This window comes from Streptomyces sp. AN091965 (genome assembly GCF_022698285.1).
Taxonomy (GTDB): Bacteria; Actinomycetota; Actinomycetes; order Streptomycetales; family Streptomycetaceae; genus Streptomyces.
Map to the genome: position 1 here is coordinate 3,035,709 of NZ_JALDMY010000001.1, position 24,959 is coordinate 3,060,667.

The following is a 24,959-nucleotide window of genomic DNA, read 5'->3' on the forward strand; positions in this document are numbered from 1 at the left end:
CCGGTCGCGGGGCGGCCGGCCGGTGGTCAGTCGCCCCGCGGCCGTACGAGGCCCGACTCGTAGGCGATCACGACGAGTTGGGCACGGTCGCGGGCGCCCAGTTTCGCCATGGCCCGGTTCACATGGGTCTTCACGGTCAGCGGGCTGACTTCCAGGCGCTCGGCGATCTCGTCGTTCGAAAGGCCGCCCGCGACCTGGACGAGGACCTCGCGCTCGCGTCCGGTGAGCGCGTCGAGCCGCTCGCCGCGGCCGGGCGCGTCACCGTCCGAACCGTCGCTCTGCGCCAGGAACTTGGCGATGAGCCCCTTCGTCGCGGTGGGCGAGAGGAGCGCCTCGCCCGCGGCCGCGATCCGGATGGCGCCGAGGAGCTCGTCGGGCTCGGCGCCCTTGCCGAGGAACCCGGACGCCCCCGCCCGCAGGGACTGCACCACGTACTCGTCGACCTCGAAGGTCGTCAGCATGACCACGCGTACGTGGGAGAGCGCCGGGTCCTCACTGATCAGCCGGGTCGCGGCGAGGCCGTCCGTGCCCGGCATCCGGATGTCCATCAGGACGACGTCGGCCGCCTCGGCCTTCGCGAGACGCACGGCCTGGGCGCCGTCGGAGGCCTCGCCGACGACCTCCATGTCGGGTTCGGAGTCGACGAGGACCTTGAACGCGCTGCGCAACAGCGCCTGGTCGTCGGCGAGCAGCACCCGGATCGTCACGCGGTCCCTCCCCTGGCCGGGCTGTGCTCCCGGCCGCCCTGTTTCACGGTCGTGACCGGCAGGATCGCATGGACGCGGAAACCACCTCCGTAGCGGGGCCCCGCGCTGCACCGCCCGCCGAGCGCGCTGACGCGCTCCCGCATGCCGAGGAGCCCGTGTCCGCCGCCGCGGTCGGGGTCGTCGACGGGCCGCACGTCGTCACCCGCACCGTCGTCGAGCACCGTGATCTCCAGGTTCGGCCCCACCCGCACCACGCTGACCTCCGCCTTGGCCCGCTCGCCGCCGTGCTTCTGCACGTTCGTCAGCGCCTCTTGGATGATGCGGTACGCCGCCAGGTCCACGGCGGCGGGAGGCGCCTGGCCGCTGTCGCCGCGGGCCACCTCCACGGGCAGGCCCGCGTGCCGGAACGTGTCGACGAGGTCGTCGAGGCGGGCCAGGCCGGGGGCGGGCTCCGTGGGCGCCTCCGGGTCGCCGTTCTGCCGCAGCAGGCCGACGGTCGCGCGCAGCTCGCCGAGCGCGGACCTGCTGGCCTCGCGGACGTGCGCGAGGGCCTCCTTCGCCTGGTCGGGCCGCTTGTCCATGACGTGCGCCGCGACCCCCGCCTGGACGTTGACCAGGGCGATGTGGTGGGCGACGACGTCGTGCAGGTCGCGGGCGATGCGCAGCCGCTCCTCGGCGACCCGGCGCCGGGCCTCCTCCTCGCGGGTGCGTTCGGCCCGCTCGGCGCGCTCCCTTATGGCGTCGACGAAGGCGCGGCGGCTGCGCACCGCGTCGCCCACGGCGGCCGCCATGCCGGTCCAGGCGAAGATGCCGAGGTTCTCCTGCCCGTACCAGGGCAGGGGGCCCGCGACCATGGCGACGCCGGTGAGCCCGGCCACGGTGACCAGGCCGATGCGCCAGGTGGTGGGGCGGTTGGTGCGGGCCGCCACGGTGTACAGGGCGACGACGGCGCACATCACGACCGGCGCGCGGGGGCCGGTCGACACCAGCTCCACGATGGAGAACGCGGAGGTGGCGGCGAGCACCGTCCACGGGGCGCGGCGGCGGAAGACGAGGGCGGCCGCGCCGACGGCCATGAGGGTGACGCTCATGGCGCCCGGGGCGTGCACGTTCCAGCTGGAGCCCCGCTCCCCGTAAGGCTCGGCGAAGGAGCCGATGACCATGAAGACGAGGGCGGCGGCCGCGAGGACCGCGTCGACGGCCAACGGGTGCGTTCTGGCCCAGCCGCGGCACCGTTCAAAGTTGGTCACGGCTAAACGGTACGGGGCGCCGTCCGGCGGGGGGAACGGAAAGCGGGTTCAGGGGGGCGGGGGTTGACGTCACCCCCCGGGCCCCCCGGCGTATGGGCCCCTGATGCACAGTCCGGCGGCACCTCGTGCTGTGCCCACCCGTCCCGCCCTGCGGGACGATTGCCCACAGCGGGGGGACTGGACGATTGCCCACAGCAGGCGGGGCGCTGCGGTGTCAGCCGGGGATCAGGCCGTCGTCGGAGAGCATGTCGCGGACTTCCGCGAGGGTGGCGTCCGGGGCGGGGAGGATGAGTTCCGAGGGTTCGAGGGCGTCGTCGGGGAGGGGTTCCCCCAGTTCGCGAACCTTGTCGAGGAGGGCGTGCAGCGTGCGGCGGAACCCCGCCTCGTCGCCGCCCTCCATCTCTTCGAGCAGTTCGTCGTCCAGCTTGTTCAACTCGGCGAAGTGGCCGTCGGCCAGCTTCACCTGCCCCTCCCCCATGATCCTCACGATCATGACGCCCTCCTCGGACGTGAGCGGTGGCTACTGCTTGTCGAAGCGGGGAGCGTCCTGCGGGTGCCCCTGGCCGCCCTCGATGGCGGGCTTCGGCGAGGCGCTGGAACCTCCGGCCAGCTCGGCCTTCATGCGCTGCAGCTCCAGCTCTACATCTGTACCACCGGAGAGGCGGTCGAGCTCGGTCTGGATGTCGTCCTTGGCGAGCCCGGAGGAGTCGTCGAGGGCGCCCGAGGCGAGGAGTTCGTCGATCGCGCCGGCGCGGGCCTGGAGCTGGGCCGTCTTGTCCTCGGCGCGCTGGATCGCCATGCCGACGTCGCCCATCTCCTCGGAGATGCCGGAGAAGGCCTCGCCGATGCGGGTCTGGGCCTCGGCCGCGGTGTACGTGGCCTTGATGGTCTCCTTGCGCGTACGGAACGCGTCGACCTTGGCCTGCAGGCGCTGGGCCGCGAGGGTGAGCTTCTCCTCCTCGCCCTGCAGGGTCTGGTGCTGCGTCTCCAGGTCGCTGACCTGCTGCTGGAGCGCCGCGCGGCGGGAGAGCGCCTCGCGGGCGAGGTCCTCGCGGCCGAGCGCGAGCGCCTTGCGGCCCTGGTCCTCCAGGGTGGAGGACTGCTTCTGGAGCTGGTTGAGCTGGAGCTCCAGGCGCTTGCGGGAGGTCGCCACGTCGGCGACGCCGCGGCGCACCTTCTGCAGCAGCTCCAACTGCTTCTGGTACGAGTAATCGAGGGTTTCGCGCGGGTCCTCGGCCCGGTCAAGGGCCTTGTTCGCCTTCGCGCGGAAGATCATCCCCATACGCTTCATGACACCGCTCATGGGCTTCGCGCGCCCCCTTCTGACGGACTCCAGCTCCAGCTGCTGCAACAGAACCCACGGTACGGGGTCTGTATCCATTACCGCACTGTTCGCGGGTGGATGCGCTCATCCCCAAGGACGACTGCTCCGCCCGCCCCTCCGGCGCAAGGAGTAGGTGCGCCCCCGGGAACAGCCCGGGACGGCCCCCTTTGTCGCTCCGCCACATCAGCAAGACGCCCGGTGTGGCGGGATCGTTCCCCGGAGGGCGCCGGTCCATGCGCCCGCCGGTCCTCCCCCGGTACGCCCCGGGAAAGCCCCGGGAAAGGGGTCCTCCGGCCCCGCGCCTCCGGCTGACCCCGTACCCTTGGCTTTTGTGTTCCGTAGCCGATCCAAGGACGAGAAGGCCCCGGCCGCCAAGGCGCCGGTAGCCGAGAGCGCGTCCTCCCGTGACCCCGAGGCCCCCAAGGGCCGCCCCACCCCCAAGCGTGCCGTGGCCCAGTCGCAGCGCCGCAGCGTGATGAACACGCCGACGACGCGCAAGGAGGCCGCCAAGCGGTCGCGCGAGGAGCGCCGCGCGAACATGGAGAAGCAGCGCCAGGCGCTGGCCAGCGGCGACGAGCGGTATCTGCCGCCGCGGGACAAGGGCCCGGTGCGCAAGTACGCCCGCGACTTCGTGGACTCCCGGTTCTGCGTGGCGGAGTTCTTCCTGCCGATGGCCGTGCTCATCCTCGTCCTGAGCCTGGTCCGCGTCGCCCAGCTGCAGAACATCGCGCTGCTGCTGTGGCTCGTCGTGATCGTCCTGATCGTGCTCGACTCGATCGTCACGGGCTTCCGTCTGAAGAAGCGCCTGAACGAGCGCTTCCCCGACGAGCACAAGAAGGGCGCCGTCGCGTACGCCCTGATGCGTTCGCTCCAGATGCGCCGGCTGCGGCTGCCGAAGCCGCAGGTCAAGCGCGGGGAGCGGCCCTGAGCGAGGTCCAGGGCGCAGGCCCTGGAGAGCGTACGGCCGTGTGCCAGGAACTGGTGGCACGGCAGCTTGACGAGCAGATCGCGGCGCGGTTCCCGGTGGGACGGCGGCTGCGGGTGCTCGACGTCGGCATGGGGCACGGGGTGCAGGCACTCCGGCTCGCCCGTGCCGGACACGAGGTGACGGGCGTCGAGCGGGAGGCCGAGGGGCTCGCCGCCGCGCGGGCCGCGGCGGCCGCCGAGCCCGAGGGCATCCGGTCCCGCATGCGCATCGTCGAGGGCGACGGGCGGGACACGGGCGTGCACTTCCTGCCCGGGAGCTTCGACGTCGTGCTGTGCCACGGCGTGCTCATGTACGTCGACGAGCCCGACGCGCTGCTCGCGGGCCTGGGGCGGGTACTCGCCCCCGGCGGGCTGCTCTCCCTGGTCGTACGGAACGCGGACGCGCTGGCCATGGCCCCCGCGCTGCGGGGCGACTGGGGCGGGGCGCTCGCCGCGTTCGGCGCCGACACGTACGAGGACCCCTCCGGGGGGCGTGCGCGGGCGCATCGCCTCGACGCGGTCTCCGGGGCGCTCGCGGGCATCGCCGCGCCGCTGCGGGCCTGGTACGGGGTGCGGGTCTTCTCCGACGCGGTGCCCGCCGCCGGGCCCGAGCTCGACGGGCTCCTCGCCGCCGAGGAGCGGGCCGGACGCACCGACCCCTACCGCACGGTGGCCGCCCTCCTCCACGTCTGCGGCACCCGCGACTGATCCTCCCTCGGGGAGGCGCCCCCTGTTCGGCCCCGTAGCGGAGGACGGTCGGGGCGGTGGCGGTGAGACTCGGGGGGTATGAGAGCTTCGCGTGGGTTCGTGGTGGCGGGGGTGCTGGTCTCGGTCGCGGTGGTGGCCGGGTGTGCCGGGGAGAGCGGGGGCTCCCGGGAGAAGGAGTCGACGACTCAGGCGGCCGCTCCCGCCGCCGCACATGACCTTCAGGACGACTACCTGAAGGTCATCAAGGACGCGCTGCCCTCCGTGGTCCAGATCGACGCCTCCGACAGCCTCGGCTCCGGGGTGGTCTACGACGACAAGGGGCACATCGTCACCAACGCCCACGTGGTGGGCCGGGAGAAGACCTTCAAGGTGACCACGGCCACCGGTGAGCAGCCCCTCGGGGCCACGCTCGTGTCGGCGTACCCGGAGCAGGACCTCGCCGTCATCAAGCTCGACAAGGTGCCGCGCGGCCTGAAGGCCGCCGACTTCGGCGACTCCGGGAAGGTGGAGGTCGGCCAGATCGTGCTCGCGATGGGCTCGCCGCTCGGCCTGTCGTCCAGCGTCACGCAGGGCATCGTCTCGGCGACCGGGCGCACGGTCAGCGAGGGCCGGGCGGGCGGCGGCACCGGCGCCACCATCGGGAACATGGTGCAGACGTCCGCCGCGATCAACCCGGGCAACAGCGGCGGTGCCCTGGTGAACCTCGACGGCGACGTCGTCGGCATCCCGACCCTCGCCGCGACCGACCCGGACATGGGCGACGGCGCGGCACCGGGCATCGGCTTCGCGATCCCCGCCTCGATGGTGCGTACGGTGGCCGACCAGATCGTCAAGAGCGGCAAGGTCACCGACTCGGGCCGGGCCGCGCTCGGCATCAGCGGGCGCACGGTCCTCGGGGACGACTACCGGCCCGCGGGCGTCGCCGTGGCCGAGGTCAGGAGCGGCGGGGGCGCCGACAAGGCGGGCATCAGGCCCGGCGACATCATCACCGGGCTCGGGGACGACGAGATCACCACGGTCACCTCCCTGTCGGAGGCGCTCGCCGGGGACGAGCCGGGCGACAAGGAGCGAGTGACGTACGTACGGGACGGCGACGAGCGGACCGCCGACGTCACCCTTGGAGAGATGTAAGGGGCACGCGGAGGGGGCGGGGGCCGACGGCCCCCGCCCCCTCCGCGTGCGTGGATCCGGCGCGTCAGGCCTGCGCCGCGTCCTGCGCGTGCAGACTCATCGGGCCGTAGATCTCCGAGGAGTCCTCGAAGAGCGTCACCTGGTCCGCGCCGCCCTCGGCGAGCTCCTTCCAGTGCTCGCCGATCCAGGTCTCCGCGTCGCCCTGCGTGGTGAACTCCTCCGGCTGCACCGCGGGCCGGACCTCCGTCCCGTCCGCCGTCTCGAACCGCCACGTCCATGCCGCCATGTCAGCCTCCCGAGGTCCAGTGGTGTCCCGAAGCCGCTTGAAGCCTAGCCGGGCGCGCGGCGCGCGGGGCGACGCGGGAGGATCTTCCTGTGGAACTGACTCTGCTCGGCACCGGAGCCCCCGAGGGGCTGCCCCGCCCCGGCTGTCCCTGCGCCGCGTGCGCGACCGCGCTCGGCGACCAGGCGCGGGCGGCGACGGCCCTGCTCGTGGACGGTGTGCTGCTGCTCGACCTGACGCCGGGCGCCGCCTTCGCCGCCGCCCGCGCCGGGCACTCGCTCGGCGGGGTGCGCCAGGTGCTGCTCTCGCATCCGCACGACGGGCCCGCCGTGGAGGTGCCGGCCGGGCTTCCGCAGCCGGTCCGGGTGCCGGACGGCCGCGAGCTCGCGCTGCTCACCGGGCACCGGGTGCGGGCCGTCGCGATGGACGCGCCCGGCACCGGCTACGAGGTGACCGGGCCTGACGGCGGGCGACTGCTGTATCTGCCGCCGGGCTGCGCGCCCGCGGGGGCGGGCCCTGAGAACGGCGGCGGGCAGGTCGTGTACGACATGGTCGTGGCCGACGTCGTGGGCCGCCCGGACGGGCTCGCGCGGCTGCGGGCGGCCGGTGCGTCGGGCCCGACCACGGACGTGCTCGCCGTGCACGTCGGCCACGAGGTGCCGCCGGGCCCCGAGCTGGCCCGGCGGCTCGCCGCGGCCGGGGCACGGGCGGTGCCGGACGGCACGACCCTGGAGGTCGGCGCGTACGAGGACGTGCCGGACGTGCCGCGCCGCACCCTGGTGCTCGGCGGCGCCCGCTCGGGCAAGTCGGTGGAGGCCGAGCGGCGCCTGGAGGCCTTCCCCGACGTGCTGTACGTGGCCACCGGCGGGCTGCGCGGCGGGGACCAGGAGTGGGCGGAGCGGGTGCGCGTCCACCGCGAGCGGCGGCCCGGCTCCTGGCGCACCACGGAGACCTGCGACCTCGTGCCGCTGCTCGCCGAGCCGGGGCCGCCGCTGCTCATCGACTGTCTGTCGCTGTGGCTGACGCACGCGATGGACGACGTGAACGCGTGGGACGACACCGAGTGGGCGGGCGGCGGCGAGCGCGCGCTGCGCAAGCGGGTCACGGAGCTCACGGACGCGGTGCGGGCCGCGCGGCGCACGGTGGTCACGGTGTCGAACGAGGTCGGCTCCGGCATCGTCCCCGCGACCGCGTCGGGGCGCCGCTACCGCGACGAACTGGGCCGCCTCAACGCCGCGTTCGCCGCCGAGTGCGAGCACGTGCTGCTCGTGGTGGCGGGGCAGGCACTGGCGCTGCGCGGCTGAGGAGGGCTCAGTCGTCGCGCTCGCGGCGGGCGATGACGCGGTAGGTGTTGCCGAAGCCGGTGCGGACGAGCAGGGGCGCGAGCAGCTGGTCGAGGGCATAGGCGAGGACGATCAGGGGGGCCGCCGCCCAGCCGCACGCCCGGCGCGGCCCGGCGGCCCGCGGCAGCCGGCGGCCGATGACGAGGACGGCCGCGCCGGTCAGGTCCAGCGGCAGGTGCGGGGTGCGCCGCTCGACGTCGACGAGGGTGAAGCCGAGGTCCTCCAGGGCACCGCGGAGCCGGCCGAGGGACAGCAGGCGCGGCTGCTGCGAGCGCGCGTGCGGCGGCCACCAGGGGCCGAGGAGCCGGGCGGAGCGGGACTCGGGGTCGGCGGCCTCGATCAGCAGGTGTCCGCCCGGGCGCAGGACGGTGCGGGCGGCGGCGAGCTCCGCCTCCGGGTCGGGGACGCGCTCCAGGTGGTGGACCATGCTCACCGCGTCGTACCGGTCGGCGAGGCGCGGCGCGAGGTCCGGCAGGAGCCCCTGGTGGGCCTCCTCGACGTGCCCGGCCTCGCGGGCCTCCTCGACGGCGTGGCCCGGGTCCGTGCCGTCGTACGCGGTGTACGGCAGGACGTCCTTGGCGGCGGCCGGGAGGCGGCCGTGTCCGGTGCCGACGTCGAGCCAGCTCTCGGGTTCGAGGTGCCGGGCGAGGGCGTGGGCCGTGGCGCGGTGGCGCCGGGTGGAGTGCCGGGCACGGAGGACGCGCTCGACGGGGTCGTCGGTGGCCTGCTGACGGACGGACGGGACAGGGCGATTCGACACAAACGGAACGTATGGGATCAGTGGTGGCAGGGCAACGACGTCGCGGGGCCTGTCTCACCGGTGGCGGACCGGCCCGGGGCCGTTCGCGCACGTGTCACCGCCCGCCGGTACTGTTCGCCGAATGAGCTCGCTGATTCTCGACGACTTCACCGACCTGATCGAGCGGCCCGACGGCGGGGTGCGCCGCGACGCCGAGGAGCGCAGGGAGCGGCAGAGCCTGCCGCCCGGTGCCCTCGGCCGCCTGGACGAGCTCGCCGAGTGGCTGTCGGCGGCCCAGGCGTCCGTGCCGGTCAAGCCGATCGAGCGGCCGAAGGCGCTGCTCTTCGCGGGCGACCACGGCGTCGCCGAGCTCGGCGTGTCGGCGCGGCCCGCGGGCGGGGCGGCGGACCTCGTGCGGTCCGTCCTGTCCGGCGAGGCGCCCGCGGCGGTGCTGGCACGGCGGCTCGACGTGCCCGTGCGGGTGGTCGACCTGGCCCTGGACTGCGACCCGGACGAGCTGCCCGCCGAGGTCGCGGGCCACCGGGTGCGGCGCGGCTCGGGCCGCATCGACATCGAGGACGCGCTCACCGCCGACGAGGCCGAGCGGGCGGTGCGCGCGGGCATCGCGCTCGCCGACGAGGAGGCCGACTCCGGCACCGACCTGGTCGTGCTCGGCGACGTCAGCGTCGGCGGTACGACCCCCGCGGCGACGCTGATCGCGGCGCTGTGCGGCACCGACGCGTCCGTGGTGACCGGGCGCGGCGGGCGGCCGATCGACGACCTGGCGTGGATGCGCAAGTGCGCGGCGGTCCGGGACTCCCTGCGGCGCGCGCGGCCGGTGCTCGGCGACCAGCTGCAGCTGCTCGCGGCGGTGGGCGGGGCCGACGTCGCGGCCATGACCGGGTTCCTGCTCCAGTCCGCGGTGCGGCGCACGCCCGTGGTCCTGGACGGCGTGGTGGCCGCGGCGGCGGCCCTCGTGGCCCAGCGGGTCGCCTTCCGGGCGCCGGACTGGTGGCTGGCCGGGCACGACAGCGGGGAGCCCGCGCAGGCCAAGGCGCTCGACCGGATGGCGCTCGAACCACTGCTCAGCCACGGGGTGAAGGTGGGCGAGGGCGTGGGCGCGCTGCTCGCGGTGCCGCTGCTGCGCTCCGCCGCGGCGCTGGCCGCGGAGCTTCCCGTCGCCGAGTAGTCGGGGGCTTCCCGTCTCCGGGTGACCGCGGAGCTTCGCGCTCCGAGTAGTCGCAGGTCGCGGCGGGAACCGGGACAGCAAGCCCCATATCACACCACAACACCCCATAAGATCCCGCTGTATGGGAGAAGAACGGCCGAAGGAAGAACAGCGCACGACGTCCACCCCGGCCTCGCGGAGAGCCGCGGCGGCCGCCGTCTGGTATCTGCGGGCCGTCGCCTTCGTCAACTTCCTCAGTGCCGTCTGGGTCTCCCTGGGGCAGGACCTCAGACGGCACAACACGGAGAACTACTTCACCCCGTACATGCTCACCGCGGGGTTCGCCTCCGGCGTGTTCACCGCGTTCCTCGCGGTCACGATGCGCCGCCGCAAACGGGCCTCCTGGATCCTCAACCTCGTACTGAGCGGCCTGTTCCTGCTGCTCTTCGCGGTGGCGATGTTCTTCCCCGAGATCCGGCAGTACGCGCAGAACTGGATCTCGCTCGTCCTCACCGCGGGCTTCGTCGCCGCGCTGCTCGTCGGCCGCCGCGAGTTCTACGCCAAGGGCGACCGATCCAACCCCAAGCTGGCGGCGGCCGTCGCCGTCGGCGGGCTGCTCGCGACCTCGCTGCTCGCCGCGCTCCTGGTGACCGTCACCAACCACGCCCACGACGACTACCGCTCGACGTTCCTCGACCGCTGGCGCTACGGCACGATGCGCCTGGTGTCGCTGGCCGCCGACGACTCCCGGTTCGCGGGCATCTCGACGCCCGGCTGGGTCAACGTCACCATCAACGTCCTGAGCACGCTCCTGGTCATCGCCGTCCTGTACGCGGCCTTCCGCTCCCGCCGGGCCGTCGACCCGCTCAGCGAGGACGACGAGGCGCGGCTCCGCGCCCTGCTCGCCAAGCACGGCGAGCGCGACTCGCTCGGCTACTTCGCGCTGCGCCGCGAGAAGAGCGCCGTCTGGTCCCCGACCGGCAAGGCCGCGGTCACCTACCGCGTGGTCGGCGGCGTCTCGCTGGCCTCCGGCGACCCGATCGGCGACCCCGAGGCCTGGCCCGGCGCCATCGAGCCGTGGCTCGCCGAGGCGCGCGAGCACGGCTGGACCCCGGCGGTGATGGGCGCGAGCGAGGAGGCGGGCACGATCTACGCCCGGCACGGCCTCGACGCCCTGGAGCTCGGCGACGAGGCCATCGTGGAGATCGCCGACTTCACCCTGGAGGGCCGGGCCATGCGCACGGTCCGCCAGGCCTACAACCGCGTCAAGCGCGCCGGGTACCAGGTGCGCGTACGGCGCCACGCGGACATCCCCGAGGACGAGATGGCCCGCCTCCTCGAACGCGCCGACGACTGGCGCGACGGCGCCACCGAGCGCGGCTTCTCCATGGCGCTCGGCCGCCTCGGCGACCCGGACGACGGCCAGTGCGTGATGCTCGAGTGCTTCGACGGCGAGGGCGAGCTGCGGGCCGTGCTCTCCTTCGTCCCCTGGGGGCCGCACGGCCTCTCCCTGGACCTGATGCGCCGTGACCGGGACTCCGACAACGGCCTGATGGAGTACATGGTCATCGAGCTGCTCCAGCGCGCGGCGGAGATCCAGATCACGCAGGTGTCGCTGAACTTCGCGATGTTCAGATCTGTCTTCGAGCGTGGTTCGCGGCTCGGCGCGGGCCCGGTGCTCCGGCTGTGGCGCTCGCTGCTCAGCTTCTTCTCCCGGTGGTGGCAGATCGAGTCGCTGTACCGCGCCAACGCCAAGTACCGACCCATCTGGGAGCCGCGGTTCCTGCTCTTCGAGAAGAGCGCGGATCTGCCGCGCATCGGTGTCGCGTCCGCCCGCGCCGAAGGCTTTCTGGAAGCTCCGGGCCTACCGAAATGGCTGCACCGCACACATTTGGAGTCCCGAAGATGAGCACCCTGTCCCGGCTGGCCCGTGCCGAGTGGGGCGATCTGTACTCCACGGTGCGCCGCGGCCTCACCGCGCGGCGCTGGCGCGCGATCCCGATGACGCTCGGTGCCGTCTGCCTGACCGCGGCCTTCCAGTACGTGCAGAACCAGTCCTGGGGCTACCAGTTCGTCCAGAACATCGGCTCCGTGCGGGCCGAGGAGCCGCTGTGGCTCGCCCTCGTCCGCACCCCGCTCTCGCTCTTCGTCCCCGCCCTCGACCTGCCGGTGTGGGGCGCGCTCGCGCAGATCCTGCTGGTGTTCGGCATCGCCGAGATCTGCGTCGGCTGGTGGCGCACGCTGCTCGTCGGCTACGCGGCGACGCTCGCGGGCACCCTCTACGCGCGCGTGGGCATCGCCATCGGGCCCGACAGCTGGGTCGGGCTTCCCGCCTCCGACGCGCAGGTCATCGACACCGGCCCGTCGGCCGCGGTCGTCGGGCTCGCGGTGTTCGTGTGCTGGCGCTACCGGGCGTACGCGACCGGCGCCCTGGTGATCGCCCTGATGGTGGCCGAGGTCCTGGTCAAGAACAACCTCGCCGGCAAGGAGCACCTGGCGGCCATCGCGGGCGTGCTCGTGCTGTGCGCGGGCGTCACGGCGGTGCGTCAGCTGCGGCGCCGCGGCGGGGCGGGCCGCGGCTCCGGGTCCGGCCTGCCGCCGATGACGTCCTGAAGCCAGCGCCGCTTGGCGGTCCAGCGGCGGTCGTGGCGGAACGCGCGCAGCCCCGCCCGGGCCCGGACGCGCGGCCGGTTGCGGTAGAACCGCCGCGCCCAGGCCGATCCCGGGCGGGCGAGGCGGATCGCGCCGACGAGCGCCACGAACGGCACCACCATGCCGATCAGGGCCGTGCGCAGCTTGCCCTTGAGCATCGCGATCAGCGCGAAGCCGCAGTTCACCACGATGTTCAGGGCGAAGGCGAAGCGGTTGTGCCGCTCGGTCACGGAGAGCTCGTTCACGCCGAAAGGGGTGAAGCCGGTGAGGATCAGGACCACCAGGGCCGTGGTGAGGACCACCACCTCCACGCTCTTGCGGCCCTGCTCGCTCCAGTACACGTCGTCCAGGTGCAGGATCAGCGCGAACTCGTCGAGGACCAGGCCCGCGCCGATGCCGAAGATCACGGCCGCGCACATCGAGCCGAAGCCGTGCCGCCCCGCAGCCACCGCCCAGAAGCCGCCCACCAGCATCAGGAAGATGCCCGGGACGACGTGGTGGACGTGCACGTCCCCGGTGGTGATGTTCCGGAACGGGCCCTTCCCGGCGCGGATGAGGCGGGTGATGGTGCGCGTCACCAGGAACGAGCCCACGAAGGAGACCAGCGCGAGCAGCAGGGGCAGCTTCCCCGGCTCGACGACGTTCCGGTACCACCAGCCGTCCATGGGCCCATCTTGCGGTTCGCCGCCGCCGCGCGCAGGCCGGGGCACCCGCCGCAGCAGGGCGGCGACGGGTGCCCCGGGCCGCCCGGGTAACCTCGCCCAATGCCCAGACCCACCCCCGCCGACGGCCTCCGCTTCGCCTTCGGGACGCTCACCGCGCTGCCGGTGCGCGTGCACCGGTGGGACCGCGAGGCCGCCCGGACGGGCATGCTGTGCGCCCCGGTCGCGGGGCTCGTCCTCGGCCTGCTCGCGGGGGGTCTCGGGGCAGCGCTGCTCGCCCTCGGCGCGAGTCCGCTGCTCGCCGCCGTCGCCGCCGTCGCCGTGCCCGCCGCGGGCACCCGGGGGCTGCACCTCGACGGCCTCGCCGACACCGCCGACGGCCTCGGCAGCGGCAAGCCCGCCGCCGACGCGCTGCGGATCATGAAGCAGTCCGACATCGGCCCGTTCGGCGTGATCACCCTGGTCCTGGCCCTGTTCGCGCAGGTCGCGGCCCTCGCCGAGCTGTACGACGACGGCTGGGCGCGCGGTCTGTGCGGCGCCGCCGTGGCCGCCACCGCCGCCCGGCTCGCACTCACCCTCGCCGCCCGCGCCGAGGTGCCGCCGGCCCGGCCCGAGGGGCTCGGCGCGGCCGTCGCGGGCACGGTCCCCGCGCGCGCGGCCCTGGCCGCCCTTGTGGCCGTCACCGCCGCGGCCGCCGCCGCGGGAGCGGTCACGGGCGCCGGCACAGCCGTCTCCGCCGTCCGGAACGCGGCCGCCGTGCTGCTCGCCTGCGCCGCCGCCGAGGGCCTCCTGCGCCACTGCGTACGGCGGTTCGGCGGTGTCACCGGCGACGTCTTCGGCGGGCTCGCCGAGACCGCCGCCACGGCCGCGCTGCTTGTGCTCGCCCTCGGCCAGCACGCACAGTGAGGCACACCGCATTGCTTGCAGGCGTAGGCTCGCGACGGGCTTACCACCCCAAAGCCCGCAAGAACTCAGTGAAACCTCCTATGAAAGAGGGACTTCAGCACCGTGACTGCTCTGACTCTCAGCACCGCCGCCGCGTCCGGCCTGCGTGCCGACGCGATCGTCGTCGGTGTCGCGAAGGGCGCCAAGGGGCCGGTCGTGGCTCCTGGCGCCGAGTCCGTGGACAAGGCGTACGACGGCAAGCTCGCGTCCGTCCTGGAGACCCTCGGTGCCTCGGGCGCCGAGGGTGAGGCGACGAAGCTGCCCGCGCCGTCCGGCTTCAAGGCGCCGGTGATCCTGGCAGTCGGCCTCGGCACGGTCCCCGAGAAGGATCAGGCCTACGACGCGGAGGTGCTGCGCCGGGCCGCCGGTGTCGCCGCGCGCACTCTGGCCGGTTCGAAGAAGGCCGCGTTCGCGCTGCCCCTGGAGAGCGCCGCCGACGCGGGCGCGATCGGCGAGGGCGCGCTCCTCGGCGCCTACGCCTTCGACGCCTACAAGGGCACCGCCGACGCCAAGGACGCCAAGGCCAAGAAGGGCGCCAAGGACACCAAGGGCCCGCTCGCCGAGGCCGCCCTGCTCGGCGGCAAGCCGCGCGACAAGGCCTACAAGGCCGCCGTCGAGCGCGCCCTGGCCGTCGCCGAGGAGCTCAACCGCGCCCGCGACCTGATCAACACCCCGCCGAACGACCTCTACCCGGAGGCGTTCGCCGCGGTGGCCCAGGCCGCCGGCAAGGAGCACGGCATCAAGGTGCAGGTGCTCGACGAGAAGGCGCTCGCCAAGGGCGGCTACGGCGGCATCCTCGGCGTCGGCGCGGGCTCGGCGGCCCCGCCGCGCCTGGTCAAGCTGTCGTACACCTCGTCCAAGGCGAAGAAGCACCTGGCCCTCGTCGGCAAGGGCATCACGTACGACTCGGGCGGCATCTCGCTCAAGCCCGCGGGCCACAACGAGACCATGAAGTGCGACATGAGCGGCGCCGCCGCCGTGTTCGCGGCCGTGGTCGCCGTCGCGCGCCTCGGCCTCGAGGTCAACGTCACCGGCTGGCTGGCCCTCGCCGAGAACATGCCGTCCGGCTCGGCCACCCGACCGGGCGACGTGCTGCGCATGTACAGCGGCAAGACGGTGGAGGTCCTGAACACCGACGCCGAGGGCCGTCTGGTCCTCGCCGACGCCCTCACCAAGGCCTCCGAGGACAAGCCCGACGCGATCGTCGACGTGGCGACGCTGACCGGCGCCATGGTCCTGGCCCTGGGTGACCGCACCTTCGGCGTCATGGCCAACGACGACGCCTTCCGCACGTCGATCCACGAGATCGCCGAGGAGGTCGGCGAGCCGTCCTGGCCGATGCCGATGCCCGAGCACCTGCGCAAGGGCATGGACTCCCCCACCGCCGACATCGCCAACATGGGCGAGCGCATGGGCGGCGGCCTGGTCGCGGGCCTGTTCCTGAAGGAGTTCGTGGGCGAGGGCATCACCTGGGCCCACCTGGACATCGCGGGCCCCGCCTTCCACGAGGGCGCCCCGTACGGCTACACCCCCAAGGGCGGCACCGGCTCCGCCGTCCGCACCCTGGTGCGTCTCGCGGAGCGCACCGCCGCGGGCGACCTCGGCTGAGCAGCCACTGACGTACGGCCCCGGGGCGCCCTCGCCCGCGGGGCCGTACGCGTCGGCACGCTCATCCCGCATCTCTCGCACCTCCCGCACCGGGATTTCGCTGTCGATGAAATCCGTACGTACGTACGTGGCCCTGACCTCCGGCTGAGGCCGATCAGCCCGGCCCGGCGTCCCGCCTGCCGCCGACAAGTGCGAAGATGGGTTCTCGGCAGGACAGGGCCCCCACCACAGGGCCGAAGAAGAGCGGCCGTATACCAGCCGACCGACCGGTCGTCCCCGGCAAAGAGGGGTCCGGCGCACGGCGCACATGCATGGAGGACGTGACGTGGCGAACGACGCCAGCACCGTTTTCGACCTAGTGATCCTCGGCGGTGGTAGCGGCGGTTACGCCGCGGCCCTGCGCGCGTCGCAGCTGGGTCTCGACGTCGCACTGATCGAGAAGAACAAGCTCGGCGGCACCTGCCTGCACAACGGCTGCATCCCGACGAAGGCGCTGCTGCACGCCGGCGAGGTCGCCGACTCGGCGCGCGAGGCCGGCCAGTTCGGTGTCAAGGCCACCTTCGAGGGCATCGACATCAACGCCGTCCACAAGTACAAGGACGACGTCATCGCGGGCCTGTACAAGGGCCTGCAGGGCCTGGTCGCCTCCCGCAAGGTCACCTACATCGAGGGCGAGGGCCGCGTGTCGTCCCCGACCTCGGTCGACGTGAACGGCCAGCGGATCCAGGGTCGCCACCTCCTCCTGGCGACCGGCTCCGTGCCGAAGTCCCTGCCGGGCCTGGAGATCGACGGCAACCGCATCATCTCCTCGGACCACGCGCTGACCCTGGACCGCGTGCCGCAGTCCGCGATCATCCTGGGCGGCGGCGTCATCGGCGTCGAGTTCGCCTCGGCGTGGAAGTCCTTCGGCACGGACGTCACGGTCGTCGAGGGCCTCAAGCACCTCGTGCCGGCCGAGGACGAGAACAGCTCGAAGCTCCTTGAGCGCGCCTTCCGCAAGCGCGGGATCAAGTTCAACCTGGGCACCTTCTTCGAGAAGGCGGAGTACACCGAGAACGGTGTGCGCGTCACCCTCGCCGACGGCAAGACCTTCGAGGCCGAGGTGCTGCTCGTGGCCATCGGCCGCGGCCCGGTCTCCCAGGGCCTCGGGTACGAGGAGCAGGGCGTCGCCATGGACCGCGGCTACGTCCTGGTCGACGAGTACATGCGCACGAACGTCCCGACGATCTCCGCCGTCGGCGACCTCGTCCCCACCCTCCAGCTCGCGCACGTCGGCTTCGCCGAGGGCATCCTGGTGGCGGAGCGCCTGGCCGGTCTGAAGACCGTGCCGATCGACTACGACGGCGTGCCGCGGGTGACGTACTGCCACCCCGAGGTCGCGTCGGTCGGCATCACCGAGGCGAAGGCCAAGGAGATCTACGGCGCGGACAAGGTCGTCGCCCTCAAGTACAACCTGGCGGGCAACGGCAAGAGCAAGATCCTCAAGACCGCGGGCGAGATCAAGCTCGTCCAGGTCAAGGACGGTGCCGTGGTCGGCGTCCACATGGTCGGCGACCGCATGGGTGAGCAGGTGGGCGAGGCCCAGCTGGTCTACAACTGGGAGGCCCTGCCCGCCGAGGTGGCGCAGCTCATCCACGCCCACCCGACGCAGAACGAGGCGCTCGGCGAGGCCCACCTCGCCCTCGCCGGCAAGCCCCTGCACTCCCACGACTGACCTTCAGTCCACGGACGCGACCGACCACAGACTTCGTAATTCGTAAGGAGCAACCGAAACCATGGCGGTTTCCGTATCCCTTCCGGCGCTCGGCGAGAGCGTCACCGAGGGCACTGTCACCCGTTGGCTGAAGGCCGAAGGCGAGCGCGTCGAGGCCGACGAGCCGCTGCTCGAGGTGTCGACCGACAAGGTCGACACCGAGATCCCCTCGCCCGCCGCGGGCATCCTGGCCTCCATCAAGGTCGCCGAGGACGAGACCGTTGAGGTCGGCGCCGAGCTGGCCGTCATCGACGACGGCTCCGGCGCTCCCGCCGAGGCCCCGGCTGCCGAGCCCGCCCCGGCCGCCGAGCCCGCCCCGGCGCCCGCCGCCGAGGCCCCGGCCGCTCCGGCCGCCCCCGCCGAGGCGCCCGCCGCCCCGGCCGGCGGCGCCGCCGAGGGCACCGACGTCACGCTGCCCGCGCTCGGCGAGTCCGTCACCGAGGGCACCGTCACCCGCTGGCTGAAGGAGGTCGGCGAGGAGGTCTCGGCCGACGAGCCCCTCCTTGAGGTCTCCACCGACAAGGTCGACACCGAGATCCCCGCGCCGGTCTCCGGCGTGCTCCTGGAGATCACCGTCGCCGAGGACGAGACCGCCGAGGTCGGCGCGAAGCTCGCCGTCATCGGTGCCGCCGGTGCCGCCCCCGCGGCCGCTCCGGCCGCCGCCCCGGCCGCCCCCGCCGAGGCCCCGGCGCCCGCCCCGGCCCAGCCGGCCGCCCCGGCTCCGGCTCCGGCCGCCCCGGCCGCTCCCGCCGCTGCCGCTCCGGCTCCGGCGCAGCCCGCGGCCCCGGCCCCGGCCCCGGCCCCGGCCCCCGCCGCCCCGGCTCCGGCCAAGCCCGCCGCCCCGGCCGCCCCGGCTCCGGCCACCCCGGCCGACGACGGCGCCTACGTCACCCCGCTGGTGCGCAAGCTCGCCGCCGAGAACGGCGTGGACCTGGGCTCGGTCAAGGGCACCGGCGTCGGTGGCCGCATCCGCAAGCAGGACGTGCTCGCCGCCGCCGAGGCCGCGAAGGCCACCCCGGCTCCCGCCGCCGCCCCGGCCGCCGCTCCGGCCGCGTCGAAGGCCCCGGCCCTCGAGGTGTCCCCGCTGCGCGGTCAGACGGTCAAGATGACCCGCATGCGCAAGGTCATCGGCGACAACATGATGAAGGCGCTGCACGGCCAGGCCCAGCTCTCCAGCGTGGTCGAGGTCGACATCACCAAGCTGATGAAGCTGCGCGGCAAGGCCAAGGACGGCTTCGCCGCCCGCGAGGGCGTCAAGCTCTCCCCGATGCCGTTCTTCGTCAAGGCGGCGGCGCAGGCGCTGAAGGCCCACCCGGTCGTCAACGCCCGCATCAACGAGGACGAGGGCACCATCACCTACTTCGACTCGGAGAACATCGGCATCGCCGTGGACTCCGAGAAGGGCCTGATGACCCCGGTCATCAAGGGTGCCGGTGACCTGAACCTGGCCGGCATCGCCAAGGCGACCGCCGACCTGGCCAACAAGGTCCGCGCCAGCAAGATCACCCCGGACGAGCTGTCCGGCGCGACCTTCACCATCTCCAACACCGGCTCGCGCGGCGCGCTGTTCGACACGATCATCGTGCCGCCGAACCAGGTCGCCATCCTGGGCATCGGTGCCACGGTCAAGCGCCCGGTGGTCATCAACCACCCGGACCTCGGCGAGACCATCGCCGTGCGCGACATGACCTACGTGACGCTGTCCTACGACCACCGTCTGGTGGACGGCGCGGACGCCGCCCGTTACCTGACCACGGTCAAGGCGATCCTCGAAGCGGGCGAGTTCGAGGTCGAGCTCGGCCTGTAAGGATCCGGAGACGGACTGTAAGACTCGTCTCATCGGCGGCTGCGCCCCCGTCCGGAGGTTTCCGGACGGGGGCGCAGCCGTATTGTCTAGAGGTCGCCCGTAGTAGCCGACCTCCGGAGCCCCCATATGACCGCGCCCGTCATTCACTCGCTGCGCGAACAGATTCGCGAGCACATTGTGGAAGGCATCGTCAGCGGTCGCTGGAAGCCGGGCGAGCGGATCGTGGAGCGGCGCATCGCCGTCGAGCTGGAGGTCAGCCAGACGCCGGTGCGCGAGGCCCTGCGGGAGCTGGAGTCCCTGCGCCTGATCGAGTCGGCGCCCAACAAGGGCGTGCGCGTGCGGAACCTCTCCGCGGCCGATCTGGAGGAGAGCTACCCCGTCCGGGCGGGCCTGGAGGCCATCGCGGCCGAGCTCGCCGCCGACGGGCTCGCGGCCGACTGCTCGGCCCTGGAGCCGCACGTCGCCGCCCTGTACGAGGCGGACCGGGCCAGCGACGGCACCGGGCAGGTGCGGCACACGGTGGCCTTCCACCGCGAGATGGTGCGGGCGGCGGGCAATTCGGTGCTCCTGCACACCTGGGAAGGGCTCGGCATCGAGGTCTTCACCGCGCTCTCCATCCGCTGGCTCGGCACCGTCCAGCAGTCGTACGCGGAGGAGCACGAGGCCCTCGTGCAGGCGTTCCGGCGCCGTGACCCCCGGATCGCGGAGCTCGTGAAGGCCCATGTCCTCGGCTGCGCGCCCCGGCCCGACGGTGACGCTCATCCCGAGTGAGCCGCGCTCATACGTCGCCCCACCTGCGCAAACCCGATGAATCCAAGGCACCCGGTGCCCTGCACCATGGCACCCTGTGCCTACTTTTGCCCCGAGAGGGAAGTTTTCCGCTCAACGCTTTGATCGATCATCGATCGCTGGCTTACAGTCGACGACGGGCTCCCACCGGAGCCCCACGCCCTGTCCTGCCAAAGACCTAGGGCACCCCCGACCCTTTCCGTTAAGGGCCCCCGCCCGACCAGGCACGGGAACCCCTCCGACTCAGGAAGGCGGCGTAATGACCGACCCCTCCCGCATCCAGCCGAGCGAGCTCGACCAGCTCCCGGACCGCGACCCCGAGGAGACCGCCGAATGGCAGGCCTCCCTGGACGCCGTGACCAAGGCGGCCGGGCCGCACCGTGCCGCGTATCTGATGCGCCGCACGCTGGAGCGCGCCGAGGGCGCGGGCCTGGCGCTGCCCAAGCTCCTTGAGACGGACTACGTCAACAGCATCCCGACCTCCGCCGAGCCCGTCATCGACGGCGACGAGGCGATGGAGTCCCGCATCACCGCGTGGAACCGCTGGAACGCGGCCGCGATGGTCACCCGCGGTTCCAAGTACGGCGTCGGCGGCCACATCGCCACCTTCGCCTCGGCCGCCTGGCTGTACGAGACCGGCTTCAACCACTTCTTCCACGGCAAGGAGGGCGACGGCTCCGGCGACCAGCTGTACATCCAGGGCCACGCGTCGCCCGGCATCTACGCCCGCGCCTTCCTCGACGGACGCCTCGGCGAGCAGCAGCTCGACAACTTCCGCCAGGAGGCGGGCGGCGACGGCCTGCCGTCGTACCCGCACCCGCGCCGGCTGCCCTGGCTGTGGGAGTTCCCCACCGTCTCCATGGGCCTCGGCCCGCTGTCGGCCATCTACCAGGCCCGCTTCAACCGCTATCTGACGAACCGCGGCATCAAGGACGTCTCGGCCTCGCACGTGTGGGCGTTCCTCGGCGACGGCGAGATGGACGAGCCGGAGTCGACGGCGGCCCTCGCACTCGCCGCCCGTGAGGAACTGGACAACCTCACCTTCGTCATCAACTGCAACCTGCAGCGCCTCGACGGCCCGGTGCGCGCCAACTTCAAGATCGTGCAGGAGCTGGAGGCCCAGTTCCGCGGCGCGGGCTGGAACGTCGTCAAGTCCCTGTGGGGCGGCGCCTGGGACGAGCTGTTCGCGCTCGACACCACCGGTGCCCTCGTCCGCCGTCTGCGCGAGGTGCCGGACGCGCAGGTGCAGACGTACCAGACGCGTGACGCCGCGTACATCCGCGAGGACTTCTTCGGCAAGGACCCGGCGCTCGTCGAGATGGCGAAGCTGCTGAGCGACGACAAGATCCTCGAGTGCTTCCACCTGTCCCGCGGTGGCCACGAGCCGCGCAAGGTGTACGCCGCGTACAAGGCCGCCCTCGCGCACAAGGGCGCGCCGACCGTCATCCTGGCGCAGACCGTCAAGGGCTTCACCCTCGGTGAGGGCTTCGCGTCCAAGAACGCGAACCACCAGATGAAGAAGCTGTCGACGGACGAGTTCAAGAACATGCGTGACCTTCTTGAGCTGCCCATCAGCGACAGCCAGTTCGTCGACGGCCAGGTGCCCTACGGCCACCCCGGCGCCGACTCCCCCGAGGTCCGCTACCTCCAGGAGCGCCGCGCGGCCCTCGGCGGCCCGGCCCCGGCCCGCCGCACGCACGCGCTCGCCCCGCTGCCCGCGCCCGCCGACAAGGCCTTCGCGGCCTTCGACAAGGGCTCCGGCTCGCAGTCGGTGGCCACCACCATGGCGCTCGTCCGGCTGGTCAAGGACCTGGTGCGCGACAAGGAGACCGGCAAGCGCTGGGTGCCGATCGTCCCCGACGAGGCGCGCACCTTCGGCATGGAGTCGCTGTTCCCGTCGCTCGGCATCTACTCGCCCAAGGGCCAGACGTACGAGCCGGTCGACCGCGACCAGCTGATGTACTACAAGGAAGCCAAGAACGGCCAGATCCTCAACGAGGGCATCACCGAGGCCGGCTCGATGGCGGACTTCATCGCCGCGTCGTCCGCGTACGCCACGCACGGCGAAGCGATGATCCCCTTCTACATCTTCTACTCGATGTTCGGCTGGCAGCGCACGGCCGACCAGATGTGGCAGCTCGGCGACCAGCTCGGCCGCGGCTTCCTCATCGGCGCCACGGCCGGTCGTACGACGCTGACGGGTGAGGGTCTGCAGCACGCGGACGGCCACTCGCCGCTCATCGCCTCCACCAACCCGGCGGCGCTGACCTACGACCCGGCGTTCGCCTACGAGATCGGTGCCATCGTCAAGGAGGGCCTGCGCCGCATGTACGGCGAGGCCAAGCCGGGCGATGCCGCCGAGGACAAGGACGTCTTCTACTACCTGACGGTCTACAACGAGCCGATGCCGCAGCCCGCGAAGCCCGCGGGTGTGGACGAGGGCATCGTCAAGGGCCTGTACCGCTTCAACACGGCCGAGACCGCGGGCCTGTCCCCGGCGGCCAACGCCGCGCGGATCCAGCTCATCGGCTCGGGCACGGCCATCCACTGGACCCTGAAGGCCCAGCGGATGCTCGCCGAGGAGTGGGGCGTGGCCGGTGACGTGTGGTCCGCGACCTCCTGGACGGAGCTGCGCCGGGACGCCCTGGAGGCGGACGAGGCGCTGCTGCGCGGCGAGGAGCGGGTGCCGTACGTGCGCCAGGCGCTCGCCGGTGCGGAGGGCCCCGTGCTCGCGGTGTCCGACTACATGCGCCAGGTGCCCGACCAGATCGCCCAGTGGGTCGAGCAGGACTACTCCTCGCTCGGCGCGGACGGCTTCGGCCTCTCCGACACGCGTGACGCGGCCCGCCGCCACTTCGGCGTCGACGCCGAGTCGATCGTCGTGGCGGCGCTCGCGCAGCTGGCCCGCCGCGGCGCGGTGCCCGCGGCCGCGGTGAAGGAGGCCCGGGCCAAGTACGGCCTGTAAGCCTCCGGCTCGGTACGAGGGGTGCGGGGGTCCTGCCCGGGGTGGGCAGGGCCCCCGCACCCCTTTTCCGCACCTTTTCTGCACCGCTGACGCGGTGTCTCCTCCCACCCGCCCACCCGTGGCTCCACGGCTTCGCCGGGCGCGGCCCCGGCGCGGAGCGCCTTTCCGCCGCCGCGGCATGATGGGGGCATGCGTGCTGCCCGGCTTATCAAGATGGTGTTGCTGTTGCAGGCGCGGGCCTCGATGACCGCGGGCGAGCTCGCGGCCGAGCTCGAGGTGTCGGAGCGGACCATCACGCGGGACGCGCAGGCGCTTTCGGAGGCGGGCGTCCCGGTGTACGCGGACCGGGGGCGGGCCGGGGGCTACCGGCTGATCGGCGGCTACCGGACCCGGCTCACCGGGCTCGCCCGCAGCGAGGCGGAGGCCCTGTTCCTGTCGGGCGTGCCGGGGGCGCTGCGCGAGATGGGCCTGGAGGACGCCGCGTCCGCGGCCCGCCTGAAGGTCTCCGCTGCCCTCCTGCCCTCCTTGAGCGACGCCTCGCAGAACGCGGCGCAGCGCTTCCACCTGGACGCCCCGGGCTGGTTCAAGGAGACCCCGGCCCCGGAGCTGCTGCCCGCGGTGGCCGACGCGGTGTGGGACGACCGCCGCGTCCTCGCCCGCTACCGCCGCCAGGACAGCGAGGTGGAGCGGGAGTTGGAGCCGTACGGCCTCGTCCTGAAGGCGGGCGTCTGGTACCTGTGCGCCCGCGTCCCGGACACCGGATCCTTCCGGGTGTACCGCATCGACCGCTTCACGGCCGTCTCCTCGGCCGCCTCCGGCGACGACCGCTTCGTACGGGACGAGGAGTTCGACCTGCCCGGCTTCTGGGAGGAGCGGGCCGCGCAGTTCGCGCGGGCCATCCTGCGGGACGAGGCCGTGCTCAGGCTGTCGCCCGACGGGGCCCGGCAGCTTCCGTACGTCACGGACCGCGCTGCCGCCCACGAGGCCCTCGACGGCGCCGAACCCGACGAGCGGGGCCGGGTGACCGTCACCCTGCCCGTCGAGTCCCCCGCCGTCGCGTACACGCAGATGCTCGCGCTGGGCCCGGAGGTGGAGGTCCTGGAGCCGCCGGAGCTGCGCGAACGGCTCGCGGCCACGGCGGCGCGGATGGCCGAGCTCTACCGGTGACGGCCGCCCGGTGACGGCCTACCGGTAACCGGTCACGTCCGCGGTCGGGCTCTCCTGGTCGACCTCCGTGATGTACCGCCAGGCGTCCGGCGCGGAGCCGTCCACGTCCGTGAAGCCGTACTCCTTGGCGAGTCCGCCGCTGGAGAGCGACTGGCCGTTGAAGCGCGCCACCTCGGGGTCGGCGGCGAGCGCGGCGAGGGCGCGGCCGACGTACGTGGGGGTCTCGGAGATCGCGAAGTGCGGGTTCTGCCGGGTGCCCTCCTGCCAGTTCTCCTCGGTGACCTTGAAGTACGTGTCGAGCATGGCCTCCGAGCGCAGCCAGCCCGGCGTCAGGCAGACCGCCGTGCAGCCGTACTCCGTGAGCTCCTCGGCGAGCGCGCGGGCCATCCGCAGCGGGGCCGCCTTGGCGAGGTCGTAGTAGTAGGGCTTGCGGTAGCGCTTGTTGTACTCCTCGGTGCCGTCGGTGACCTCGACGACCAGGCCGCCCTCGTTGCGGATGAGCAGCGGCAGCGCGAAGCGGCTGGTCACGATGTGGGTCTCGACGCCGAGGCGCAGGACGCGCAGGCCCTTGTCGAGGTCGTGCTCCCACATCTTCTTGTCCCACTCGACGTGGACGTCACCGCCCCAGATGTCGTTGACGAGGATGTCGAGGCGGTGGTGCTCCGCGTCGATGCGGTCCACGAGGGCCTCGACCTGCTCGGGGTCGAGGTGGTCGGTGGGGACGGCGATGCCGCGGCCGCCCGCCGCGGTCACGAGCTCCGCCGTCTCCTCGATGGTCTCGCGGCTGCGGCCGACCTCGCTGACGTGCTCGCGGGTCGTGCGTCCGGTCGCGTACACGGTGGCTCCGGCCCGGCCGAGTTCCACGGCCATGGCCCGCCCGGCCCCGCGCGTGGCCCCGGCGACGAGGGCGATCTTTCCGGACAGGGGGGCCGTGGTCGTCTGTGCGTTCTCCATGGGACGAGCCTTCCACCGAAAGCCGACATCTTCTGTCG

Annotated in this window: 22 protein-coding genes; 14 read left to right on the top strand and 8 right to left on the bottom strand. The window is 73.0% G+C overall.

Annotated elements, in window-relative coordinates; translation table 11 throughout:
• Nucleotides 1-26 precede the first annotated feature (26 nt).
• The 4 genes from MQV74_RS12650 to MQV74_RS12665 form a co-directional block, all read right to left on the bottom strand.
• Nucleotides 27-707 carry a response regulator gene (locus MQV74_RS12650; RefSeq protein ID WP_242717039.1) on the bottom strand — a complete coding sequence of 227 codons (681 nt, stop codon included), beginning with the start codon at nt 705-707 and terminating at the stop codon, nt 27-29.
• Nucleotides 704-1,957, bottom strand: a complete 1,254-nt coding sequence (locus MQV74_RS12655; protein WP_242717041.1) for a sensor histidine kinase — start codon at nt 1,955-1,957, stop codon at nt 704-706. The genes MQV74_RS12650 and MQV74_RS12655 overlap by 4 nt, the downstream gene beginning before the upstream one ends.
• A gap of 214 nt (nt 1,958-2,171) precedes the next feature.
• Nucleotides 2,172-2,450 (bottom strand): PspA-associated protein PspAA, encoded by a 279-nt coding sequence (gene pspAA / locus MQV74_RS12660; RefSeq protein WP_242717043.1) that lies wholly within the window; start codon nt 2,448-2,450, stop codon nt 2,172-2,174.
• Between the two features lie 27 nt (nt 2,451-2,477).
• Nucleotides 2,478-3,260 carry a PspA/IM30 family protein gene (locus tag MQV74_RS12665; RefSeq protein WP_242728630.1) on the bottom strand — a complete coding sequence of 261 codons (783 nt, stop codon included), beginning with the start codon at nt 3,258-3,260 and terminating at the stop codon, nt 2,478-2,480.
• A gap of 343 nt (nt 3,261-3,603) precedes the next feature.
• On the opposite strand from MQV74_RS12665, the gene MQV74_RS12670 reads away from it, so the two are divergent.
• From MQV74_RS12670 to MQV74_RS12680, 3 genes are all read left to right on the top strand, one after another.
• Complete coding sequence (locus MQV74_RS12670; protein ID WP_242717045.1) at nt 3,604-4,209, top strand: DUF3043 domain-containing protein; 606 nt, start codon at nt 3,604-3,606, stop codon at nt 4,207-4,209.
• 53 nt (nt 4,210-4,262) lie between these two features.
• Nucleotides 4,263-4,955 (top strand): class I SAM-dependent methyltransferase, encoded by a 693-nt coding sequence (locus tag MQV74_RS12675; RefSeq protein ID WP_242717047.1) that lies wholly within the window; start codon nt 4,263-4,265, stop codon nt 4,953-4,955.
• A gap of 78 nt (nt 4,956-5,033) precedes the next feature.
• Nucleotides 5,034-6,086, top strand: coding sequence for a S1C family serine protease (locus tag MQV74_RS12680; protein ID WP_242717049.1), 1,053 nt, complete (start codon nt 5,034-5,036; stop codon nt 6,084-6,086).
• A 64-nt stretch (nt 6,087-6,150) separates the two neighbouring features.
• On the opposite strand, the gene MQV74_RS12685 is transcribed toward MQV74_RS12680, so the two are convergent.
• Nucleotides 6,151-6,372: a hypothetical protein gene (locus MQV74_RS12685; protein WP_242717052.1), complete on the bottom strand. Its 222-nt coding sequence runs from the start codon at nt 6,370-6,372 to the stop codon at nt 6,151-6,153.
• Nucleotides 6,373-6,461: 89 nt separating this feature from the next.
• Between MQV74_RS12685 and MQV74_RS12690 the strand changes: the two genes are divergently transcribed.
• Nucleotides 6,462-7,673 (top strand): bifunctional adenosylcobinamide kinase/adenosylcobinamide-phosphate guanylyltransferase, encoded by a 1,212-nt coding sequence (locus MQV74_RS12690; protein WP_242717054.1) that lies wholly within the window; start codon nt 6,462-6,464, stop codon nt 7,671-7,673.
• Between the two features lie 7 nt (nt 7,674-7,680).
• Here MQV74_RS12690 and MQV74_RS12695 read toward each other — a convergent pair whose 3' ends face one another.
• Entirely contained in the window at nt 7,681-8,472 is a 792-nt protein-coding gene (locus tag MQV74_RS12695) for a class I SAM-dependent methyltransferase (RefSeq protein WP_242717056.1), read from the bottom strand.
• Between the two features lie 121 nt (nt 8,473-8,593).
• On the opposite strand from MQV74_RS12695, the gene cobT reads away from it, so the two are divergent.
• From cobT to MQV74_RS12710, 3 genes are all read left to right on the top strand, one after another.
• Nucleotides 8,594-9,640, top strand: a complete 1,047-nt coding sequence (gene cobT, locus MQV74_RS12700; protein WP_242717058.1) for a nicotinate-nucleotide--dimethylbenzimidazole phosphoribosyltransferase — start codon at nt 8,594-8,596, stop codon at nt 9,638-9,640.
• Nucleotides 9,641-9,761: 121 nt separating this feature from the next.
• Nucleotides 9,762-11,528: a phosphatidylglycerol lysyltransferase domain-containing protein gene (locus MQV74_RS12705; protein ID WP_242717061.1), complete on the top strand. Its 1,767-nt coding sequence runs from the start codon at nt 9,762-9,764 to the stop codon at nt 11,526-11,528.
• Nucleotides 11,525-12,232 carry a hypothetical protein gene (locus tag MQV74_RS12710; protein ID WP_242717062.1) on the top strand — a complete coding sequence of 236 codons (708 nt, stop codon included), beginning with the start codon at nt 11,525-11,527 and terminating at the stop codon, nt 12,230-12,232. The genes MQV74_RS12705 and MQV74_RS12710 overlap by 4 nt, the downstream gene beginning before the upstream one ends.
• On the opposite strand, the gene MQV74_RS12715 is transcribed toward MQV74_RS12710, so the two are convergent.
• Nucleotides 12,166-12,936, bottom strand: coding sequence for a hypothetical protein (locus tag MQV74_RS12715; RefSeq protein ID WP_242717064.1), 771 nt, complete (start codon nt 12,934-12,936; stop codon nt 12,166-12,168). The two genes, MQV74_RS12710 and MQV74_RS12715, sit on opposite strands and share 67 nt — an antisense overlap.
• 99 nt (nt 12,937-13,035) lie before the next feature.
• Between MQV74_RS12715 and MQV74_RS12720 the strand changes: the two genes are divergently transcribed.
• The 7 genes from MQV74_RS12720 (at nt 13,036) to MQV74_RS12750 (ending at nt 23,967) form a co-directional block, all read left to right on the top strand.
• The gene (locus MQV74_RS12720; RefSeq protein WP_242717066.1) at nt 13,036-13,839 is read left to right on the top strand and encodes an adenosylcobinamide-GDP ribazoletransferase; all 804 of its coding nucleotides are present in this window, start codon (nt 13,036-13,038) and stop codon (nt 13,837-13,839) included.
• 102 nt (nt 13,840-13,941) lie between these two features.
• A complete protein-coding gene (locus MQV74_RS12725; protein ID WP_242717068.1) occupies nt 13,942-15,486 on the top strand; it encodes a leucyl aminopeptidase in 1,545 nt (514 codons plus the stop codon).
• Nucleotides 15,487-15,811: 325 nt separating this feature from the next.
• Nucleotides 15,812-17,200 carry a dihydrolipoyl dehydrogenase gene (gene lpdA, locus MQV74_RS12730; protein WP_138959319.1) on the top strand — a complete coding sequence of 463 codons (1,389 nt, stop codon included), beginning with the start codon at nt 15,812-15,814 and terminating at the stop codon, nt 17,198-17,200.
• Nucleotides 17,201-17,261: 61 nt separating this feature from the next.
• Entirely contained in the window at nt 17,262-19,046 is a 1,785-nt protein-coding gene (sucB, locus tag MQV74_RS12735; protein WP_242717070.1) for a 2-oxoglutarate dehydrogenase, E2 component, dihydrolipoamide succinyltransferase, read from the top strand.
• A 126-nt stretch (nt 19,047-19,172) separates the two neighbouring features.
• Nucleotides 19,173-19,817: a GntR family transcriptional regulator gene (locus tag MQV74_RS12740; protein WP_138959321.1), complete on the top strand. Its 645-nt coding sequence runs from the start codon at nt 19,173-19,175 to the stop codon at nt 19,815-19,817.
• A 277-nt stretch (nt 19,818-20,094) separates the two neighbouring features.
• Nucleotides 20,095-22,800: a pyruvate dehydrogenase (acetyl-transferring), homodimeric type gene (gene aceE / locus MQV74_RS12745; protein WP_242717079.1), complete on the top strand. Its 2,706-nt coding sequence runs from the start codon at nt 20,095-20,097 to the stop codon at nt 22,798-22,800.
• 189 nt (nt 22,801-22,989) lie between these two features.
• The gene (locus tag MQV74_RS12750; RefSeq protein ID WP_242717088.1) at nt 22,990-23,967 is read left to right on the top strand and encodes a helix-turn-helix transcriptional regulator; all 978 of its coding nucleotides are present in this window, start codon (nt 22,990-22,992) and stop codon (nt 23,965-23,967) included.
• A gap of 18 nt (nt 23,968-23,985) precedes the next feature.
• Here MQV74_RS12750 and MQV74_RS12755 read toward each other — a convergent pair whose 3' ends face one another.
• On the bottom strand, nt 23,986-24,921 hold the full coding sequence (locus tag MQV74_RS12755; protein ID WP_242717090.1) for an SDR family oxidoreductase: 936 nt from the start codon (nt 24,919-24,921) through the stop codon (nt 23,986-23,988).
• Between the last annotated feature and the right edge of the window lie 38 nt (nt 24,922-24,959).